This is a genomic window from Streptomyces sp. NPDC002130 (genome assembly GCF_040296465.1).
Lineage (GTDB): Bacteria > Actinomycetota > Actinomycetes > Streptomycetales > Streptomycetaceae > Streptomyces.
In genome coordinates this window covers 1-20,990 of the sequence record NZ_JBEOXI010000093.1, presented here as the reverse complement: position 1 = coordinate 20,990, position 20,990 = coordinate 1, and the positions used below count along the sequence as shown (strand labels likewise).

At 68.6% G+C, this 20,990-nt stretch carries 17 protein-coding genes; 10 read left to right on the top strand and 7 right to left on the bottom strand.

All coding sequences use genetic code 11. The features are described 5' to 3' along the window. From ABT116_RS19215 to ABT116_RS19205, 3 genes are all read left to right on the top strand, one after another. Nucleotides 1-2,301, top strand: coding sequence for an FdhF/YdeP family oxidoreductase (locus ABT116_RS19215; RefSeq protein ID WP_351634903.1), 2,301 nt, complete (start codon nt 1-3; stop codon nt 2,299-2,301). A 599-nt stretch (nt 2,302-2,900) separates the two neighbouring features. Further along, complete coding sequence (locus ABT116_RS19210; RefSeq protein ID WP_351634901.1) at nt 2,901-4,409, top strand: DUF4246 domain-containing protein; 1,509 nt, start codon at nt 2,901-2,903, stop codon at nt 4,407-4,409. A 288-nt stretch (nt 4,410-4,697) separates the two neighbouring features. After that, entirely contained in the window at nt 4,698-5,609 is a 912-nt protein-coding gene (locus tag ABT116_RS19205; protein ID WP_351634899.1) for a hypothetical protein, read from the top strand. Between the two features lie 131 nt (nt 5,610-5,740). Here the strand turns inward: ABT116_RS19205 and ABT116_RS19200 are convergent, their stop codons facing one another. Together ABT116_RS19200 and ABT116_RS19195 are read right to left on the bottom strand one after the other, a co-directional pair. Beyond that, complete coding sequence (locus ABT116_RS19200) at nt 5,741-7,477, bottom strand: serine/threonine-protein kinase (protein ID WP_351634896.1); 1,737 nt, start codon at nt 7,475-7,477, stop codon at nt 5,741-5,743. Between the two features lie 129 nt (nt 7,478-7,606). Then, nucleotides 7,607-9,154: a fused MFS/spermidine synthase gene (locus tag ABT116_RS19195; protein ID WP_502983897.1), complete on the bottom strand. Its 1,548-nt coding sequence runs from the start codon at nt 9,152-9,154 to the stop codon at nt 7,607-7,609. 100 nt (nt 9,155-9,254) lie between these two features. On the opposite strand from ABT116_RS19195, the gene ABT116_RS19190 reads away from it, so the two are divergent. Beyond that, nucleotides 9,255-9,752: a peptidylprolyl isomerase gene (locus tag ABT116_RS19190; RefSeq protein ID WP_351634889.1), complete on the top strand. Its 498-nt coding sequence runs from the start codon at nt 9,255-9,257 to the stop codon at nt 9,750-9,752. A gap of 313 nt (nt 9,753-10,065) precedes the next feature. Here the strand turns inward: ABT116_RS19190 and ABT116_RS19185 are convergent, their stop codons facing one another. Then, nucleotides 10,066-10,308, bottom strand: a complete 243-nt coding sequence (locus ABT116_RS19185; RefSeq protein ID WP_351634885.1) for a DUF5302 domain-containing protein — start codon at nt 10,306-10,308, stop codon at nt 10,066-10,068. A gap of 83 nt (nt 10,309-10,391) precedes the next feature. Here ABT116_RS19185 and ABT116_RS19180 point away from each other — a divergent pair, with 83 nt between their 5' ends. The 5 genes from ABT116_RS19180 (at nt 10,392) to ABT116_RS19160 (ending at nt 16,859) form a co-directional block, all read left to right on the top strand. Further along, complete coding sequence (locus ABT116_RS19180; RefSeq protein WP_502983896.1) at nt 10,392-10,688, top strand: DUF5937 family protein; 297 nt, start codon at nt 10,392-10,394, stop codon at nt 10,686-10,688. After that, entirely contained in the window at nt 10,685-11,530 is an 846-nt protein-coding gene (locus ABT116_RS19175; RefSeq protein WP_351634883.1) for a GNAT family N-acetyltransferase, read from the top strand. The genes ABT116_RS19180 and ABT116_RS19175 overlap by 4 nt, the downstream gene beginning before the upstream one ends. A 397-nt stretch (nt 11,531-11,927) precedes the next feature. Beyond that, the gene (locus ABT116_RS19170; RefSeq protein ID WP_351634879.1) at nt 11,928-12,602 is read left to right on the top strand and encodes a hypothetical protein; all 675 of its coding nucleotides are present in this window, start codon (nt 11,928-11,930) and stop codon (nt 12,600-12,602) included. Nucleotides 12,603-12,605: 3 nt separating this feature from the next. Beyond that, a complete protein-coding gene (locus tag ABT116_RS19165; RefSeq protein ID WP_351634876.1) occupies nt 12,606-13,325 on the top strand; it encodes a hypothetical protein in 720 nt (239 codons plus the stop codon). An 84-nt stretch (nt 13,326-13,409) separates the two neighbouring features. Beyond that, nucleotides 13,410-16,859 (top strand): CHAT domain-containing protein, encoded by a 3,450-nt coding sequence (locus ABT116_RS19160; RefSeq protein ID WP_351634873.1) that lies wholly within the window; start codon nt 13,410-13,412, stop codon nt 16,857-16,859. Nucleotides 16,860-16,889: 30 nt separating this feature from the next. On the opposite strand, the gene ABT116_RS19155 is transcribed toward ABT116_RS19160, so the two are convergent. From ABT116_RS19155 to ABT116_RS19145, 3 genes are all read right to left on the bottom strand, one after another. Then, nucleotides 16,890-17,192 (bottom strand): hypothetical protein, encoded by a 303-nt coding sequence (locus tag ABT116_RS19155; RefSeq protein WP_351634870.1) that lies wholly within the window; start codon nt 17,190-17,192, stop codon nt 16,890-16,892. After that, nucleotides 17,185-17,775 (bottom strand): hypothetical protein, encoded by a 591-nt coding sequence (locus ABT116_RS19150; RefSeq protein ID WP_351634867.1) that lies wholly within the window; start codon nt 17,773-17,775, stop codon nt 17,185-17,187. The genes ABT116_RS19155 and ABT116_RS19150 overlap by 8 nt, the downstream gene beginning before the upstream one ends. A gap of 148 nt (nt 17,776-17,923) precedes the next feature. Next, nucleotides 17,924-19,168 (bottom strand): magnesium transporter MgtE N-terminal domain-containing protein, encoded by a 1,245-nt coding sequence (locus tag ABT116_RS19145; protein WP_351634864.1) that lies wholly within the window; start codon nt 19,166-19,168, stop codon nt 17,924-17,926. Nucleotides 19,169-19,299: 131 nt separating this feature from the next. Between ABT116_RS19145 and ABT116_RS19140 the strand changes: the two genes are divergently transcribed. Further along, on the top strand, nt 19,300-19,488 hold the full coding sequence (locus ABT116_RS19140) for a hypothetical protein (protein ID WP_351634861.1): 189 nt from the start codon (nt 19,300-19,302) through the stop codon (nt 19,486-19,488). A 122-nt stretch (nt 19,489-19,610) separates the two neighbouring features. Here the strand turns inward: ABT116_RS19140 and ABT116_RS19135 are convergent. Beyond that, a partial coding sequence (locus ABT116_RS19135; protein ID WP_351634858.1) for an FG-GAP-like repeat-containing protein occupies nt 19,611-20,990 on the bottom strand: 1,380 nt, incomplete at its 5' end.

Genomic DNA, 20,990 nt, shown 5'->3' with positions numbered 1-20,990 from the left:
ATGCAGAACCCGCCCGGCGAGGAACCGGAGACCACCCTCTCCGTGACACCGCCGAAGAAGTGGGCAGCCGGACTCCCCGCGGTCGTGCACGCTCTGGAGTACTCCCTGGAGCAGACCTCCCCGCGCAAGACCGGGGTGAACCTGCTGACCATGAACCAGGTGGGCGGCATCGACTGCCCCGGCTGCGCGTGGGCGGACCCGGCCCCCGGCCGACGCCATCGCAACGAGTACTGCGAGAACGGCGCCAAGCACATCAACGACGAGGCCACCACCCGCCGGATCACCGCCGACTTCTTCCGTGAGCACAGCGTCTTCGACCTCGCCGCCCGCTCCGACATGTGGCTCAACCAGCAGGGCAGGCTCACCGAACCGATGATCAAGCGGCCTGGCTCCGAGCACTACGAGCCCATCGGCTGGAACGACGCGCTGCGCGTCCTCGCGCAGGAACTGAACGGGCTCGCCTCCCCCGACGAGGCCGTCTTCTACACCTCCGGCCGTGCCGGCAACGAAGCCGCCTTCGTCCTTCAGCTCTTCGCCCGCGCCTTCGGCACCAACAACCTGCCCGACTGCAGCAACATGTGTCACGAGTCCAGCGGCTTCGCCCTGAGCGAGACCCTGGGCACCGGCAAGGGCACCGTCAGCCTCGACGACCTCCACCACGCCGATCTGATCTTCCTCGTCGGGCAGAACCCGGGCAGCAACCACCCGCGTCAGCTCAGCGCCTTGGAGGAGGCCAAGCGCAACGGCGGTCGGATCGTGGCGGTCAACCCGCTGCCGGAGGCCGGGCTGCGGCGCTTCAAGAACCCGCAGAAGCCGCGCGGGGTCGTCGGACGCGGCACCCAGATCGCCGACCACTTCCTGCACATCAAGCCCGGCGGCGACCTCGCCCTGTTCCAGGCCCTCGACCGCCTGCTGCTGGATGCCGAGGACGCGGCGCCCGGCAGCGTCCTCGACCACGACTTCATCGACGCCCACACCACCGGCTTCGAGGAGTTCGCCCAGCACGCCCGCACCGTCGACTGGGACGACGTGCACACCGCGACCGGACTGACCCGCGAGGAGATCGAGAAGGTCCGCGACGAGGTCCTGCGCAGCGAACGTGTCATCGTCTGCTGGGCGATGGGCATCACCCAGCACAAGCACGGCGTGCCCACCATCCGGGAGATCGTCAACTTCCTGATGCTGCGCGGCAACCTGGGGCGCGCCGGCACCGGCGCCTGCCCGGTGCGCGGCCACAGCAACGTCCAGGGCGACCGCACCATGGGTATCTGGGAGCAGATGCCGGACACCTTCCTGGACGCCCTGCAGAAGGAGTTCGGCTTCGACCCGCCGCGCCCGCACGGACTGGACTCGGTGAACTCGATCAAGGCGATGCGCGAGGGCCGCGTCAAGGTCTTCCTCGCCCTAGCCGGCAACTTCGTCCGCGCCGCTCCCGACAGCAAGGCCACCGAGGAGGCGATGCGTTCGTGCCGGCTGACCGCCCACATCTCCACCAAGCTCAACCGCTCGCACACCGTCTGCGGCGACACCGCGCTGATTCTGCCGACCCTGGGGCGCACCGAGCGTGACGTCCAGGCCGACGGCGAGCAGTTCGTCACCGTCGAGAACTCCATGAGCGAGGTGCACACCTCCCAGGGCCGCCTCGAGCCGGCCTCCCGGCTGCTGCTCAGCGAAGTCGCCATCCTGTGCCGGCTCGCCCGTCACACCTTGGACGGCAAGGCGGACATCCCCTGGGACACGTTCGAGGGTGACTACGGCACCATCCGCGACCGCATCTCCCGCATCGTGCCGGGCTTCCACGACTTCAACGCACGGGTGACCCGCCCCGGGGGCTTCCAACTGCCCAACCCGGTCAACGAAGGCGTCTTCAACAACAAGGCCGGCAAGGCCCTGTTCACCTGCAACGAGCGCGTGGTCCCCCGGGCGCCCGAGGGACACCTGCTGCTGCAGACGCTGCGCTCGCACGACCAGTGGAACACCGTCCCCTACACCGACAACGACCGCTACCGCGGGATCCACGGCAGCCGTCACGTCGTGCTCGTCAACCCGGCCGACCTGACCGAACTCGGCCTCTCCCGAGGCGATCACGTCGACCTGGTGAGCGTCTGGGCGGACGGTTCCGAGCGCCGGGCCGAGGACTTCGAGGTCGTGCCCTACCCGGCCGCCAAGGGCTCGGCCGCCGCCTACTACCCGGAGACGAACGTCCTGGTGCCGCTGGACAGCGTCGCCGACAACAGCAACCAGCCCACGTCGAAGGGCATCGTCGTGCGCCTCGAACCCACCCTCGGCCGGGGAGTGTGACGCGCCGGCCAACCAAGGTCGTGACTCCGGTCAGCAGGAACTGCTGCAGGACGACGAACTGCTTCCGCATGAGGACGAGCTGCTCCCACAGGACGACGAGCTGCTCCCGCACGATGAGGAACTGCCGCCGGAGCAGCCACTCGAAGTGCCTTCGCTCGTGCCTGCCTCCCACCAGGATGAGCGGTCGACCGGGCTGTAGGCATCATGCGGTGTCGTAGCGCTGTGCGTTCCGGTGCCGGCCGGCCACGCTCCACGGCCTGGACCGGTGCTCGACCCGTACGCGGTTGCCCGCACGCCCAGATCGTCCCAAGCGCGACGCCATGCCCGGCGCACCACCCAGGTGACCACTGTGACGAGCACCAGTACGCCCACCAATACGAATGCGATCAACACGACGCCCCCTTCCGCCGAGCTGCGCCCGGATTGCCCGCAGTATGCCCGGCGTTGCGGTCACCTGAAGCGCCTGTTGAGGAAGTTCAGAGCTTCGCCCGAGCCGTCTCTCAGGGACGTCGGCCGGCGATGACAAGGATGCTGAAGCCGTGTCAGTGCGCTGAAGTATCCTTCCCGCCACCGCGCACCGACTGTGAGGACCGAGAGAATTGACCGGCTTGTCTGCTTTCCCCTTGCCTTTTCACGCTTCCCGTTCCATATCGTTCACGCCACCGCGAACGCTGCGGGAACTCCAGATGATGCAGTGCAGCGCACACATCCGGGCGAAGCCGGGGTGGTTCGACAAGATGAATGATGCCGACATCGTCGCGAGGTGGACGCAAGAAGCGGTCTCGCATGGTCTCACCGGAGCGCAGGTTCGCTACGTGCTGGACGAACTCGCGCATTACGCCGCCCTGAGAGACGAGCGAACCGGCATCGAGATGTCCGCCGTCGACGGAGTGTGGCAATCGGACACTCTGATCGACGACACGCTCAGCTCGCGGTTGCGCAAGGCGGTTGAGGTTCTGGAACAGGTCCCCGCAGCAGAACTGGACTGGCACCCCGGATCCGACGGGCAGGTATTGGATCTGGTTCATCCCTCACTGTTCTGTCTGGTGAGAGGGGTGACCGGCGCGCCCGAGCGGGCTTGGCAGAACCCGACGAACCACTACTCGAAGTACGAGTTCTCGGAGAAGTTCCAGTGGCTGCCCACGGACGTCGACGTCAGTGACGACGGCGATGTCACCTTCCGCTCGTACGTGAACAACATCCACCCCGAGATTCACCACGAACTGGTCTCGGTCTTGCCCGAGTTGTTCGCACGTATGCGCCCGCTGCTGGAGAACGTGCTCACCGATCTGCGCCATCCGCGGCCCCTGCGGATCGAGGCCGATCCCTACGGCTGGTACGACTCGGAACCAGAGTATCCAGACAGGTCCTCCTACAGTGATGGCGAGGCCTACGCAGAAGCCCGACGCGTATGGGCAGTGGCCCAGGACGACTGGTGGGAAAACCGCCGCCCCGTCACCCCGGACGCCCCGGCCTTCACCCCGCCCGAGCGACCCGACGAAGCCGCCCGGGTCGACCTGCGCGGCCGCCGTCTCCAGGTCATCGTCAAGCTCGCCACCATTCACCTCACCCCCGGCAAGCCCGAGTACCCCGGCGGATCCTGGCATGTCGAGGGGATGCTGAACGAGCGGATCGTCTCCACCGGAATCTACTACTGGGACAGCGAGAACATCACCGAGAGCCGGCTGAGTTTCCGGGCGGCACTCGACGACCCGGATTACGAACAGAACGACGACAACGGCCTGCGTGAGGTCTATGGCCTGGAGGACGAAGACGCGCTGAACCAGATGCTGGGATCGGCTTCGACCCCAGCGGGCCGCTGCCTTGCGTTCCCGAACATCCTGCAACACAGGGTCGGCTCATTCCGCCTCCAGGACCCCACCCGCCCGGGATACCGCAAAATCCTCGCGTTCTTCCTGGTCGACCCGTCGGAAACCATCGTCTCGACATCCGATGTGCCACCGCAGCAACCGTGGTCCGAGACCTCGACCATGACGCTTGAACAGGCCAAGAACTTCCGAGAACAGCTCATGCAGGAACGTAAGTTCTTCGTCGACGAACACAACGAGCAGCTCTACGAACGAGAGTTTTCCCTCTGCGAGCACTGAACCCCTTCCACCCCGGATACGGTCGGGAAGGTGGACAGCCGGAACGACCGTGCCGGTGCGGCGGGTCGGTGGCGCGCCCTGCGGCGGAAGGACTCCGTTTCATTGCGCTGACACCAGGCGTTGGCTTGAACATCAACTCACAACACCTGAAACATAGTTGTCGCACATCCTTCTGATTGGCAGACTCACCTCGCCGACGAAAACATGCGGACAAGCGTGCGTCGCGCCCGCGCGGAAGCATCACGTCGGCGGACGCCGACTTACGTCATCTCACCAGGGGGAACATCCTTGAACCTCAGCTTGCCCAGACGCGTCCTGGCTCGTGCCACCGCCACCCTGGCGCTGGCGCTGGCCATGGCCACCGGCACCACCGGTCTGCTTTCCGGCGCCGAAGCACACGCCCTGCCGGTCACCGAGGGCTCCTTCAGCTTCAGCGGCGACGAGGACGACTACATCAGCGGCGGCCGGTCCTATGCCTACACAACGGCGTCCCAGGACCGCATGAACGTCTCCGGCAACACCGACAACAGGGTGGTCTCCGTCTCCGTCACCGGTACGAACGGCGACTGGTGGAGCCTGGACCTCGCGGCGCCGTCCGGCAAGGCCCTCACGCCCGGGACCTACACGGGAGCCACCCGCTACCCGTTCAACGACGGGGTCGAGCCGGGCCTGTCGCTCAGCGGCAACGGCCGCGGCTGCAACCAGCTCACCGGCACCTTCACCATCTCCGCAGTGGAGTTCGGCCCCCAGGGCTACGTGAAGAAGCTCGACGCCACCTTCGTGCAGCACTGTGAGGGCGGCACTCCGGCCGCGCGCGGCGAGGTCCACATCGAGAACCCGGCCCCGCCGGCCGAACTCGGTCTGGGCCTCGACATCGCCCTGGCCGGCACCGCGAGCTCCCTCAACGGCAAGGCCACCATCCACGGCACGGTGAGCTGCAACAAGCCGGTGCGGGTGACCGTGGCGGGCGACGTCACGCAGGTGAAGAAGCGGGACCTCATCCGCGGTTCCTTCTCCACGTCGGTGTCCTGCACTCCGGGCGCCCCGATCGCCTGGACCGGTACGGCCGTACCCACCGGCTCGGTCCCCTTCCAGAAGGGGGACGTCGAGGTGGAGGGCCGCGCGACAGCGACGGACCCGGACTACGACCAGCCGGTAACGGTCAGCGAGACCGTGGCTGTCCGCCTCACCCGGGTATGACGCCCATCCCCTGACACACAAGCACAACCACCCGGCCCGGGCTTCGCTCCTCCCAGGAACGAAACCCGGGCCGGGTCACGTGCACGCCACCACCCCTCGGGGGGCCGGGATGCTCCCACCGCACCGGCGGGTCAGTCCTGAGCCGGCATCACCCTGGTCACCCGGCCCTTCAGGTCGGCGGCCAGATAGCCGGTGGCATGGTCGTCACCGAGATAGACGGACAGTCCCAGCGGGGTGTCGAACGTGTCGTCGGCAGGGTTGACCAGGAGGTAACGCACGGTCGGCCGCTTCACGTTCAGGTCCTTCTCCGCCCGCTTCAGCAAGGGGGGAAGGACGTCCCAGTCGAAGTCGTCCAGACGGAAGGGGCGTTCACCGCCGATGATCGAACTACTGATGATGCCCTTCTCGACACCCCGGCCCGGGCGGTAGGTGTAGCTGTCGTACTTGGTGTCGCTTCCCTTCACCATGATTTCCGCGGACACATAGCCCGGATAAACGGTGAGATCGCACGCACGGTCCGTGCCTGTCGCGGCTTTGATCTCCTTCACCGCCGTCCGGATGCCGTCCGGGGTGAGCAGATCCGTCTTCGTGTCGGCTTGGGATGTCGATGCCGAACGGGACGCCCGCGGCGGTGCGGGATTCGGGTCCTTCGTCTTGGTGGAGGCCGAGCTGGGTGATCTGGCCGCCTTTCCGTCGTCACTGTCGCCTCCGCCTGGCACCAGGGTCCACACCAGGACTCCCGCCAGCACGGTCCCTACGACCGACGAGGCGATCGTGATACGGCTCTTCGCACGGCTCCCGGGTCGCGGCGGCGTCGCTCGTGTGGGGCCCACCGGGTAGGGGGTGGGCGGCACGATGGGGCCGGGTACGGCGTCGTGTGGTCCCGCCGGTCGGAAGCCGGTGGGCGGCCCGAAGCCCGAAGGCGGCCCGAAACCTGCCGGTGCGGAAGGTGTGAGTACCGGACCCGGCGGAGGCACCAGTCGGTACGAGGTGGTCGCACCCTCGGGACCGCTTGGAGCCGCGTTGCGGCCGTTGGCCGCGTCCGCGAGCATCCGGTCGGCGGTCTCCGTGTCCACTCGGCCGGCCGGGTCTTTGACAAGGACGGCATTCAGGAAGCCGGTCAGCACTCCGGCCCGGACGGGCGGCGGAAGCTCCTCGCTCAGAAGAGCAGCCAGCGTCGCGAGAGTGGTTCCCCTGCGCAGCGGATGATGCCCTTCGACGGCGACGTACAGCATCATCGCCAGCGACCACAGGTCGGAGCCCGGGCCGCCCTCACCGCCGGAAATGCGCTCGGGCGCCATGTAGTCGGGTGTGCCGATGAGGGACCCGGTCGCGGTCAGGACGGTCGACTCCCTGATTGCCGCGATGCCGAAGTCGGTGAGGACGGGACGCCCGTCGGGCCTCATCAGAACGTTGGCGGGCTTCACGTCCCGGTGCTGGATACCGACCTCGTGCGCGGCGCGCAGCGCTGCCAGCACCTCGCGGCCGATCCGGGCGGCCTCGACGGGCGCCAGCGGCCCCTTGTCCAACCGGTCCTGGAGCGATCCACCGGTCACCAACTCCATGACGAGCCATGGGTGAGGGTGTTCCTCCCCGTCCACCACATGGTGGAGGGTCACCACATTGGGGTGGTCGACACGCGCGAGTGCCCGTGCCTCCCGCAGTACCCGGGCCCGGAGCATCATCGCAGCCTCCGGATCGTACTCGGCAAGATCCGGATCCGACGGCCGTACTTCCTTCAGCGCCACGGCTCGGTCGAGGATCAGATCGCGAGCCAGCCACACCAAGCCCATGCCGCCGCCACCGAGCCTCGCCTGCAGTTCGAAGCGCCCGTCTATGACCCGTCTGCCGGATTCCCCGTCGTTCATGGCCGGGAGCCTACGGGATGCCGGTGGCACGGCCCCTCACAGGTGTCTCCCGTGGCCGGTGTTCGACATTGCTTCGTTGCCGCGACGGCCTTCCGCGGCGCTTGCAGGAACAATCCGCAGTCGGCGTCGTCACCCAGATCGGCTGCTGTGCGGACCATAAGGCTGCAGTAGCTGGTCCACGGGTGCGTGATCGTCGGTAAGTATGCGGGCAGCGCCGGTCCAGGAGGTGAGGTCCTCGCCGGTGGTGATCTTCCAGCCGGTTTGCCGGGAGTCGAGCGCTCTTTGGATCGCGCGGAGGTCGACCGGCTGGTCGGAGGCGAGCACCACCAGGTTGCCGCCCCGGGGGCCGGCGGCCGGGCGGCCCCCGATGTCGGCGGGTTCCCCGAGGACGGCGACGTGCTCGAAGATCTCGCTGAGGGTGGCTACTTCGGCACGTGCGAAGTCCATGCCACCGTGATCGATGAGGTTGGCGACGTACAGGCCTTCCTCGTCCAGGACCCGCCGTACATCAGTCATCGCTTCGACAGTGGTGAGGTGCCACGGCACGCTGACGCCCCCGAAGGCGTCGCCGACGACGAGGTCACGACTGCCGGTGTCCAGTCGCCGCAGGCCCAGTCTGCCGTCCTCGACACGTACGTGGATACCGGCCTGCGACCGCAGACCGAGTTGCTCACGGTTGATGCCCACCACCCCGCCGTCGATCTCGGAGACGAGGCTGTGCGTACCGGGCCGCGTGGCCGCGAGGTAACGGGGAAGAGTGAGTCCGCCTCCGCCCACGTGGTGGGCGGCAAGTGGTTCACCGTGCGGAAAGGCGGCGTCGACCACCGACGCGATGGCGCGCACATACGCGAACTTCAGATGGGCCGGGTCGTCGACGTCCACGTACGAGTGCCGCAGGCCGTCCAGTACGAGCGTGCGTCCGTCGCCCCCGTCGGAATCCGTGACGACCCGAGCGCAGTGGTACTTGGTCTCCACGTCACACCCCCCCGGCGCGACCGTGACGGCGAGACCGCCCGCTACGACCATGAGTGTCAGGGCCGGGGCACCGCTCCACCCGCGCGTTCGCCACTCGACCCATGCCGAGCCCGCCACCAGCAGTGCTCCGAGGCCAAGCAGTATGCCGCTGACCGGCAAGCGCGACACCAGCACGAAGCCGGTGAGCACGGTGCCCACGATGGCGCCGACGGTGCCGATGCCTGAGAGTCGGCCGACCACCGTACCGGTCTCCGCCAGGTTCGTGAGACGCAGCTTCGTCACGAAGGGGGTCACCGCGGAGAGCAGTGAGCCCGGCACCAGGATGGTCAGCGACGCGATCACCAAGAGCACCGCCGGTGCCCACTCGGCAGTGCTGCGCAACACGGAGGGGGTGAGAGCCACCACCGCTCCGGACACTCCGAGCGCAGGGCCGATGAGCCGGCGCGGATCGACCTGGTCCGCGATGTGGCCGCCCAGCCATGAGCCGAAGGCGATGGCGGTGAGCGCGATGCCGATCACCATGGTGCTGGTCTCGAGAGTCAGGCCGAGGTAGGGAGCGAGCAGCCGCAAGGCGACGATCTCGACCACCAGAACCGCCGCCGAGGACCCGAACACCAGCACGGCGGCGGCACGGGGGCCCAGAACGGCTCGGCCGGGCGTGCTCTCAGCGACGGGCGACGACGATCCGGTCACGGGCGACATTCTCGCATGCGGTTCACGAACCGATGACACCGTGCGAGTCCTGAGAGGTCCTCGGGGGACCCGGGCCGATCCAGGGGGCGCCAGGTGTCAAGATGGGGACATGACTATCAAGGTTTTCTTTGACATCACCATCGACGACGTTCCCGCCGGCCGGATCAACATGAACCTTTTCGACGACGTCGCCCCCAAGACCGTGGAGAACTTCCGCGCCCTGGCGACCGGCGAGAAGGGCTTCGGCTACAAGGGCTCGTCCTTCCACCGCGTCATCCCGGAGTTCATGCTCCAGGGCGGCGACTTCACCCGCGGCGACGGCACAGGCGGCAAGAGCATCTACGGCGAGAAGTTCGCCGACGAGAACTTCACGCTCAAGCACACCAAGCCCGGCCAGCTCTCCATGGCCAACGCCGGCCCGAACACCAACGGCTCGCAGTTCTTCATCACCACGATCGTGACGTCGTGGCTCGACGGCAAGCACGTCGTGTTCGGTGAGGTCGCCGACGAGAGCAGCATGGAGCTCGTACGGAAGATCGAAGGCTACGGCTCTCGGTCCGGCCGTACGTCGGCCACCGTCACCATCGCCGACTGCGGCACTCTCTGACCGTACGCCGCATGCCGCGTGATGGAGGCAGCAGGAGCTGTGGATGTCGGGATCATATGGATTCCCGACACCCACCTGCCCCACCGGTCCGCGGCCGCTCGGGAAACTGGTCGACGGGTGACGAAGTACCGTCCTGGGCGGTCGATTGGGGCCCGAGTAGCTTCTAACGCCTCAAGGGGCGTCAGGTGTGTCCAGCTGCTGACGCGGCGCCCCAGCAGGTCTTCCCCCTGTCGGCCGACAGGGCACAGCCCACGTCATCGGCCTGGCTGCCGGACCGTTTCCTGCCGAGTCCCATCCAGCGGCCGTTCTGGGCTCAGCCGCCGCTCTTGCGCCGGAACGACCGCTGGTTGGCAGCCGGGCCGTGCGCGCCGCGGATCTTTGACGCGTGAGGATTCGCAGCGGAGTCGGCGGCATCCGCCTGCATACCGCGCTTGCGGGCCAAAGCCTCCCGGAACTTGCGCTTCAGATCGTACTGACCGTCAGCGCCGGGCGTGAGGGTTGGGTTTTCGGTGTCATCGGACTCCACACCTTCTGGTGAGGGAGACTCTGCGGCCATGGTGACCTCCTGGGCTCGGACGTTGAGACCACAGCTTGACACGCCGAGTACCGCATGAGGCACCGGATGGCGAATGCGTCGTCGTGGACAAACTGCAGGACAGGGCGACCGTCGCCCGCGCCGGGGTCACATTCGTTCCCAGCGTCTTCGGCCGCCCGCACACCACCGGCGAACTGGCCCACCGCTGGGGAACTCTCATCCCCGGAGGTGTTGTCCCGCCACCTGCTGCCTGCGCCACGCGGAACTTACTCACGGCTCGACGCCATGGCCGCCACCTGCGGTGCACTGGGCGCCGAAGCCCAAGGGCTGGTTCGGACGGTTTCCGACGGTCAATTCCGGGTGCGGTGCAGTGTCCCCTCGTGGTGGGATGCGCCACATGAGCGACTCGCTGCGTGCCCGTATAGAGCAGTACTACGCCACCGTTCCCTTCCTGTTCTCCGACGCCGAAGGGTTCGGCCCGTTACGGCTGTTCGTGCGCAGGAAGCCAGGTGCCCCGTATTACGGGGGTCCCAGCCACGCCCAACCCACTGCGGAGGGGGCGTCGGCGGTAACCGCCGCGGACGTCTCCCAGGTGCGGGCCCGGCAGCGCGAGCTCGGCGTGCCGGAGGCCTTCGAGTGGCTGGCCGAGGCGGCACCGAGGCTGCGTTCCTGTATCGAGGCAGTCGGTCTGCCTGTGGCGGAACGCCCACTGATGGCTCTGGATCCACACCATCGACTCGATCCGCAGCCGTTGCCGGAGGGTGTGAGGCTCCGGGTGCTGACGGCCGATGACCCCGCGTTGCCCGAGGCTCTCGCCCTTCCTCGCTTGGCCTTCGGAAAGAAGGGCGCTGCGGGTCGCTCGGCAGGTCGCACGGAGTTGTCGGTGGTGGCAGAGGAATTGACGCATGACGGCACAGTGGCAACGGTCCGCCCGACCATCCGCGCCGGGCACAAGACGCTCGTCGCCGCCCTCGCCCCGGACGGCACCCCACTGGCCGTCGGCCATTACCACCCGTCGGATGGCACCACCGAGATCGGCGGCATCGGCACCCTTCCCACCGCCCGCCGCCAGGGCCTGGCCGCCGCCGTCACGGCGGCCCTGGTCGCCAATGCGCGTGACAATGGGGTGAAGACCGTTTTCCTCGCCTATGCAGAGGACGCTGTCGCTCGGATCTACTCACGTCTGGGCTTCCGCCCTGCCGGCAGCACCCTTCTGATCGCCAACCAACCCGCGCGATCGTAAGTTCGCAGACCTTGGGCGGTGGCTCTGGCCCTGGCCAGACCATCTTGCTGCCGCTCTGGGCGACGAGTACACCCTCGTACAGCAGGAGTTGGGGCGAGCCCCCGAACCCGGGCCTCGCCTTGCCGGTGTCGACGTGAGTGCGCCAGACCTGCTCACCCGTGTGCTCCGCTGACGCCACGGTAGTCGCGAGGCCCTGCATCGTGTCCTGACTCGCCACCTCGACGCCCACCGGGCTTGTCCACAAGGTCTTCCCCGTGGTCAACGAGTGGGCAGCGGCCATGCCCTGCCGGGACACGGTGACCAAGCTCGGTGTCGCATTGATGGGCAACAAGCCAGGGTGTCACGGACCAATCCGGCGATGCGCGCTAATGGCGCATCTGCTCCTTGCCCTGCCACCATGGCTGTGACCGAGCTGTGGAGTGCTGCCGCCGGAGGCAACTTGGAACTGCTCATCATCTTCTTATGCATCGGAGCCGTCATATGGCTCGTCAGCTCGGACAAGAAGGACGAAGAGGAGAAGGCGCGGAAGAAGAGGCAAGCCGTCGCCGCGGAGGCCACGCGGCTCGCGCAGGTCACGGACCCTGCCTGGATGAGCACCGAGATCGTCCGCGCCGTCCAGTCGGGCGATGCCGGCCATCTGGAGGCGACGGCGGCGGAGTTGCCGGATTGGCCGATACGTGACCCTCTGGTGCAGTCGGCCCGATGGCTGCTGACGCTCCACGCGGGAACGGAGGTGGCAGAGCGTGCCGCCGTACACCGGGCGCTCACGGACGAAGTGCGGGCCGGTACCGCCGCCGCCATGACGGCCCTGAGCATGGTGACGGTCAAGGTGGTCTCGCTCGCCCGCTTTTTCAGTTATGACTGGCGGCAGTTGCCCGAGGAGCCGCGCAGGCTGCTGGAACGGGACGCGACGCGCCTGCACGGCATCAGTGAGGCGGCTTACGCACTGCACCACAACCTGGGCGTCGCCATGGCGGCAGGAACGGCCCACGAGGCGGATGCAGCGGGTCGCCACCTGCTCGCCCTGGCCGAGACCATCCGGGAACTTTCCGAAGGCATGGAAGAGGAGTGACGCATGGCGACACCGCCGGAGCACGGCGGCGGGCTTCCCGCGCGCTGGGGGGAGGCACTGGGCTGGGCTCGTCAGGTCATCGAGTTCCTCCAGGCCCTCGATGGTACGAGCGCGCCCGGGCTCGGCCCCGCGCAGCAGATGATCGGGCAGTTGGACGCACTGTCGCAGGACGGAGAACGCCGGATCGTAAGGGTGCTGACAGAGCGGAACGCGCTGAAGCGGCGGAGAGCGGACACGGCCGCCGAGGAGCGGGACCTGACCGCTCAAGCGGCGGCCGCGATGCAGGCCATCGGAGATGCACAGGAACCGCCCCCCGCAGCGCGCACCGCCTTGATACGTGCTCACCGCCTTCGCGCGGACCTCGCCTCCAGCGAGGCGGACCTGGTCATGGCCGAGGAGGCCGTACGGCGCTACCAGCAGTGCCAGACACTGCTGCGTGACTACCGCGCGAATCTCCAGCGGAAGCTGAACGGCCTGGAGTGGCAGTTCCGGGTCGCGGAGGCCAACCGGCACCAGGCTGATCTGGCCGATCGGCTACGAGACCTCGACGCGCTGAGCGACGGCCTGACCGCGCAGGTCCGCGATGTCGCGGCCGAGGCGGAGGCTCGGTACACCGTCGCTCACGACCGGGAGGACCTGCAGATCATGCGTCTGCGCAGCTCCAACCAGGAGGCCCGGATCGACGAGGAGCTGAACGGCTACCGCGGCTCCAAGGACGACTGACGTCCCTGTCGCCGACGGAGCAGCCGAACTGGACAGCAGAGGGAAGTAGGGGGGAGGGCTTTGTCAGAGCCCGTGCACAGGGTGATGCGTATCGGGCTGCGGCCCGCGGACGGGGCGGCCGGCCCCGGCCTGGAGATCGTCCTCAGTGACGGGCCACGGCGGGACAGCGTCCTGCTCCCGGTCCCGGATCTGGAGATCAGCCCGCAGGATCAGGAGGAGATCCGGTGGTACCTCGAGGACTACCGCGAGTTCCCCTCCGACCCGGCTCCGGTGATCGCGGCGCGGTGCTCCCAGCGCCTCGCCACACTCGGTGAGGCGCTCTTCCAGGCGCTGTTCGACCACTCGGAGGATGCCCGGGCCCTGTGGCGGCGAGCCGGAGAACAGGTGGGGGACCTTCGGGTCGAGGTGGACTCCGATCTCAACGACGTGGTGGCCGTGCCGTTCGAACTGTTGCGGATCCCCGGCGGGCCCGCCCTGTCGCTGGCGGCCCGCTCGTTCACTCATGTGCTGCCATCGGGACAGGACGCCCGAGGAGACAGCACGCCGAACCATCGGGGTGCCATCAGGATCCTGCTCGTCATCTGCCGACCGTTCAGTGACCGGGACGTCCCCTTCCGGTCCGTCGCCCACCGGCTGCTCCGGTCCACCGAGCGGCGGGCGGACGTGCGCATCCAGGTCCTGCGTCCGCCGACGTACGAGCAACTCGAACGCACCTTGCTGGCCGCCCGGAAGCGCGGTGAGCCCTTCCACATCGTCCATTTCGACGGCCACGGCATGTTCGGTGCCCTGCAAGCCTTGCCCGCGCAGCCGGCGCAGGGCATGGCTCTGTTCGAGGACCCCGGTTCCACTCCGAGCGTCCGTCTCATCAGCGGGGGACAGCTCGGCGCACTGCTCACCCGGGCCGGGGTGTCCGCACTCGTCCTGAACGCCTGCCGCTCGGACCGTGCCGACCCGAACACCCCCCACTCCCCCGCCCACGTGGCGGATCCGGAGTCGGCCCCGCGACAGCCGCCCGGTTTTGGATCCCTCGCGCGCAACGCCCTGCGGTCAGGCCTCGGCACCGTCGTGGCCATGCGCTACAACGTGTACGTCTCCGCCGCTGCCACCTTCGTCTCCGTGCTGTACGAACGACTCGTGGACGGCGCCGAAGTGGCCGAGGCGGTGACGCAGGCTCGCAGAGTCCTGGCCGCGTCGGCCGGTCCGGCACCTCGGACGGACGAATGGCTGGTCCCCGTCGTTTACCAACGCGGTCCCTTCCGCCTGTTCGACGGGAGGGGCCGGGGAGCCGGCGAGAGTCGGCCCGAGCCGCCGGCCCCGGCCACACACCCCCTGGATACGTCCCTGCCCGCCCCACCGGCAACCGGCTTCCTGGGGGGCGACGACACGATCATCGCGGTGGACCGGGCGTTCGACCACGACCGGTCAGTACTTCTCCACGGTGAGGTGGGCAGCGGCAAGACCGCCACGGCGGCGGACTTCGCCCGTTGGTACCGCCGAACCGGCGGCGTGTTGGGCCCCGTGGTCTTCACCTCCCTGCGGACCACCACCTGCTCCGAACTGGCCGCCGTACGGCGGCGCCTGCAAGGCCTGACACCTGCGTCCCACGGCGCGAAGCCACCGGCGTCCGCCCTGTGGATCTGGGACGACGCCGAATCAGCCGACACGTGGAGTCCTGACGAGCGTGCCCGTCTGGCCCGCCTTCTCACGGGCCTCTCCGGGGAGCCGGTGCGGCTGCTGCTCACTGCCACGCACGAGATGTCCTGGCTGCCGGGGTCACTCGAGCGCATGGCCGTGGGTGCCCTGGGCGACGCGGAACGGACCGAGTTGGCGGCACGCCTCCTGGGGCCGGACGCGCCGGCCCCGCCGGAGCAGGTCATGCGCTTCAGCCAGGGAAATCCCATGGCCTTGCGCGCCCTGTGCCGCCGACTTCCCGACATGGAGCGGGCCGACGGGGCCGATGCCTGGCTGGAGACACTGCACGACGGCACCGGGTGGCTGCTCGGCCCCGGCGAAGAGGCAGCGGGCCCCGCCACCCTGGTCCTGCGCGAGATCCTCGACGAGCGGGCACAGCGGGCGCTCAGTCTCCTGCTCTTCTTCCGCACCACCGTCGCCGCCCTGCCGTTGTCGGATCTCACCCGGCGACTGCGGCGCACCGAGGCCGGCCGACACGTACCCGCCCTGGACCAGGACAGCGCCGCCCGCCTCCTCGCCGCGGTGGCGGCCAGGGGTTGGCTCACCCCCACCACCGGGGGCCACCACACGATTCACCCCATGCTGCCCACGGCTCTGCGGCCACTGCTCGACGCCTGGGCAGCCGACCTGTCGGTGACGGTAGGCACCGCGCTCACCGAGATCTACGACCAGTACGGGCACGCGCTGTTCCAGGCGTACAACGAGGGACACCGGGGGATCCTCAACGTCATCGCGCTCGAAGAGGACAACCTCCTTCAGGCACGAAGGTTCGCCCTGGAGCACGCACTCGCCGACGAGGTCATGGGCCCCATGCAGGCGCTGCGCATGCTGTACCTGGAGAAGGGGCGGAAGCAGCGGTGGTGCAGTCTCGTCGAGGGCTTGTCGCCCACGCTGATCGAGCCCGCCTCCGGTGCTCCCCGCGCCGGCCTGGCGTTCCGGGACCGTTCCCTCCATGCCGTCATCGCCCAGTTTCTGACCGAAACCGGGCTGGCCCGGCCCGGTCGCTCAGCCACAGCGTCTCAGAGCGGGCGTGAGGACGACGAAACGCCCGCCTCCTCGCGAACCCCTACCGAGGCCGATCCGCGCCGGGACGTGCAGCGCCTGCTCGTCGAGAACACCGAGCCGAGTCTTCAGCGGGCGGTCGACCTCGCGCACCGCAGCGGCGACCCGACGCTCGAAGCGACGGCACTCATCCGGCTCGGCCAGTGGTACCGGGCCCAGCGTGCACCGCACTTCGAGGACATGGCGAAGAGCAGCTTCGACAAGAGCGCAGACCTCGTGCGGGAGACCAACGACCATCTCACCATGGCGCGCGCTCTGGACGGGCTTGGCGCCCTCCACGTACAGCGGGCGGACCGCCTCAGCGCCGAGCACATGCGGCGGCTCGTCGAAGCCGGGGCGTTCGACACGAGTCGTCCCGGCCGGATCACCGTCCCCATACCACCGGAGGTGTTCGGCGATCTGGCGGCGGCCCAGGACTACTACAGCGATGCCCTCGCCCGGTTCCCGGACGACGACGGATACGCTCATCTCACGGCGTCTCTCCACCACCAACTCGCCGGGGTCTATCAGAGGATCGGCGTGACGGACGAGGCAGCCCGGCACTTTCGTCAGGCTGTCCGGGATCACGAACGCGCGGGCGACTCCTTTCGGGCCGCGCAGAGCCGGATGGACTTCGCCAACTTCCTCGTGCACCGCGACGGCCGGGTGGAGGATGCGCTCCTCTACGCACGGCAGGCGCTGCACGACCTGCGGTTACTGGGCGAGCCGCGCCGGGAGGAGGCGGCGGAGGCTCAGCGCCTCGTCGAGGAGCTGACGCGAATTGTGCGGGCACATCCGTGATCCTGCCCGAGTGCAGGCTCTCCTACGGTTTCACGGATCCGACGGCGACGACGAGTTGTCGCCGTCTTCCTCCCGCATTCGGCGCGCCTCCGCCAGAGCCTGGTCCTTGTTCAGCCCGAGCAGCCTGCCGGCCGGGACTGCCGAGACCATGCAGCCGTCCGTATGGGCATAGGAGGACTCCGCGATGATCCCGGCGGCGCCGGCGAACCACATGCGCCATTCCGGCTTGAAGGGCCGATTGCGGTACAGCAACGGGCCTGCGCACACGCAGCAGTGCATGAACGCCGGGTCCGGAGGCACCGCCCCGAACTGGCCGTGAGGGTGATCAGGCATCAGGTTCTCCTCCCGCTCCCGCACTTCGGGCCACCTGGTCGAGAGCCCTGCGGACCCGCTCCCCGCGCAGGATCCACTCGAGCTCCGCCAGGCTTCCCACCGCCGTCACAGTGGCAGCCGTCCAACGGCAGACGGCGTGCCCGAGGGACGCCCCCTCGGGTGGGGCCAGCACGAGCGTGACGCCCGCGCCCAGCAGCACGATGCCCATGTTGTAGGCCGTACTGCCCCGACGGGTCATGCGCTGCCACTCCCCGATGTCATGTCGCTGCGCGGCGCGCAGGCTCTCCTCGGCTGGGCGGCGGGCACCGGGCGGGTACCAGGCGTCGAGATCGGCTGGGGAGTAGAAGTGCCGACGAGCGTGAAACCCGTACTGCACGCTCGCGATCAGGACGACGAAGGCCATTGTGAGCAGCAGCATCGCGGGGCCCGGCCAGCGGAACTTGTCGCCATCGGAGCCCAGGACTCCGACCATGGCGATGCAGGCCCCGGCCAGCAGCGGGGCGGCGACGAAGTGGGCCGCCTCGGAGGCGCTTCCGTACCCGAGCGGGGTCGGCTTCGCCCACTCCGATGAATCGTCACTCACGCCGTGCCCCCTTTGCGACGAAACGATGGGCACCCAGTGTCACCACGACAGTGCGTTGTGTAAAGAGTGGTCTCCTTCAGGTGCCGGCCGCCCATCGCGGCAGGACCGAATGCTGGCAGCGCCCTGGTGGTGACTGTGCCGACTCCGCTCATTCCTGATGTTGCCGGCGTGGGTCGGGAAACGCCGGCCCCCAAGTCCGTCGGGCGATCGCAAGAACGTCGTCGGCGTGAGCGGGCTTCATGGCCTCGATGGCTTCGGTCACCTGTTCCCTGCCGATCGCTTTCATCCAGCCCCAGTAGCGCGGTTCGTCGGGATCGATGAAACGGATCAGTTCGCCACGCTGCTGGGGGCCGACCATCCGGAACGTGGCGAAGCGCTCTTCGTCGGGCGCGCCTTCCAGCAGAGGGAAGAGACTTCCGGGGTTCTTCGCGTTCAACACATCGACCGCCCACCGGGCATCGGCCGAGGCCAGTAATCTGAGGAGTCGGTCTGACCACACGCGGGCAGCCATCTCGACGTCCATCGTCTGCAGCAGCTCGAGTGCGTCATCGTCGTCCAGTTGTGCCAGCAACCGATCGATCGCGTGCTCGTTCATGAACGGCAGGATCGTGGCGCGCTTGGACGCGGTCATTCGGACCAGAAGGCCGGCGGCGGTGGGTTGCGGCAGTTCACCCATCCGAGCAGCCGCAGCATCTTCCGCCATGTCCGACAGCAGTGAGAGGACCTTCTCCTCGTCCAACCGGGCCATGCATTCCGCGGCCACCGCCGGTGCCATCACCACCAGGATCATCCTGGTCTGTTCGTGCGGCATCAGCGCCATCCGCGCAGACGCCGCACTCGCGCCCAGGTCGGTGAGGATCGCGGCGGCCTGGCGTGGTTCCAGCGCTGTCAGCCGCTTGACGGACTGAGCGATGGGCAGCGAAGCGACCTGCGCGGCGAGGACGCCGTCCACCGCATCCACCGGACCGTCACTCTTCGAGGCCACGAGGTGAGCGGTCGACGGCACCGGATCTGGGTGATGCATGTAGCGACTGGCGTACGCACGCTGCCAGGCGGCTCTCCACCGGCTGAATTCGCCTGCGGGGCATCCGCAGACCGACGCGAACGCCAAGACAGTGCTCAGAGCCGGCAGATGCCGGCCCGACATGGCGTTGCTGATGGTGCTCCGTGGAAGGAAAGTGCCGCGTTCAGCGGCCGAGGCCATCATCTGACGCAGGGTGGGCGCGCCAACCGAGAGGCGCAACAGACGTAGCTGATAACCGAGTTCGAATACGCTGGTGACGGATTCCGGATCCGGTTGCAGGTCCGGCCGGCCGACGCCACCCGCTGCCGACGGCGAAGTCACTTCCCACACCATCCCATCATGTCCGACATCCAGCTCACCATGTCCCATGATGTCCCATGCTCGGCGTCCTCATGCGGATGAGACCGGACTCGTCCCCGCTCCGTTGATCGCGCCTGCGATTCCCCCGTTTCCTGGGGGTGCGCTTGCTGAGGCTGCGTCGATTCGAGGGGGTTTTCGGTATGCCCGGTATCCGGATGATCTGGCTTGCACTGATGCTGCAACTCGCAGGCTTCGTGGGCGTGGTCGGTGGTCTGCTCTCGCGACTTGACGGTGCGACGCCCGCTCACGCCGTTTTCGTCGGCGCCGGCGCGTTCTCCGGCACCTTGCTGCTGCTGTTGGCCGCCGCCAGCTTCATTGAGCGCCGGTAGGGCAGCACTTCGCGCTCGCCACGAGTCCGGGAGAACAGCGCGTACTGCGGGACCCGCGGTCGTGAGGCAGGGGACCGAGGTCGGAACGGCGCGGCGCGGATCACCGAGGCCTGTCAGAGGGTTCAGTCGGGAAAGGCGGAGCCCAGCGCGGCCTTGGTTGCGACGGTGCCGAGGGTGCGGGCGCCGAAGGAGAAGGAGTCGCGGGCCGTGGCGCCGGCCGGGCCGGAGCGCAGCACCCAGACCGCGCCCGCTCCCTCGTCCTCGGCTGCAGCCGCGACCACCGGCTCCGCTCGGCCGTCGCCGTCGCCGTCGACGAGGTGGGTGGTGGAGCCGAAGAGGTCCTGCCGCTCTGCGGTGCCGGGCATGTTCGCGCTGTTCTGGCTGAGCACTGTGGTGCCGGCGCCGGTCGGTCCGTGCGGCCCGCCGGGCACGACGGCGAAAGTGCCGGCGCGGCTCACCCCGTCGAAGCTCTCGTACGGGTTGCCGGCCAGCACGTCGCCGTATCCGTCACCGTCGACGTCCCGGACCGACAGCGACCAGCCGAAGGTGTCGTCCTGCTCCTGGACGCCCGGGACGCCGGGCGTGTCCTGGTCGATGACCTGGGGGGCACCGGCGGTCAGGCCGTCCGCACCTGCGTACTGGATCCGCAGGGAGTTGGCGCCCAGCACCAGGTCCGCTCTCCCGTCGCCGTTCAGGTCGCCGAGGGTCAGATCCGAGTGCGCGGGTCCGGCGAGGTCCCTGAGGATGGTGAGGGGGCGCACTCCGCCGCGGCCGCCGAGCAACTGGTTCACGTCGTAGGTGTAGCCGCCATCGGGGTCCCGGTCGTACGCCCGGCTCACCGTGACCAGATCGGTGGCGCCGTCGCCGTTGATGTCCCCGGTCGCCACGCCGACCGTCAGCAGGTCGTAGTCCGCGAACGCCACGTCGTCCTGGGTACGCGTGGGCTGCCCGTCGCGACCGAAGGGCCCGTACGTCACCCGGCCTTCGCGGGCCAGGTCCTGGTGCCCGTCACCGTCGAAGTCACCGGCGACCGTCCGGGCGGCCTGATAGCGGCCGGTGCCTTCGGCGGGCAGCACCTTTCCCGTGGCGAAGCCGTCGGGGCCGCCCCACAGCACGGTTCGATTGCCCTCTCGCGCGAGGCCGTTCTGCTCCCACTGCTCCCCGTAGGCCGCGACCAGCAGGTCGGTGAAGCCGTCGTGGTCGAGGTCTGCGGCGGCGAGCCGGCTGCCGAACCGGTCACCGGCCTCGACGGTGCCGGGCACGCCCACGGACGCCTGCGTGTACACCGTACGGGCGGCGGGGCTCAGCCCGCGCGCGGACCCGAACAGCACCGCAACGTATCCGGCGTCCGCCTTTCCGTCCACTGTGGCTTGTGGGGCCGCAACGGCCAGGTCTTCGTACCCGTCGCCGTTGAAGTCCTCGCGGATCTCCGCCGCGGCGGGCCGGGCGTGCGCCACCGGCATGGCGGCGGTGGTGGCGCTGAGCAGGGTGAGCGCCACCAC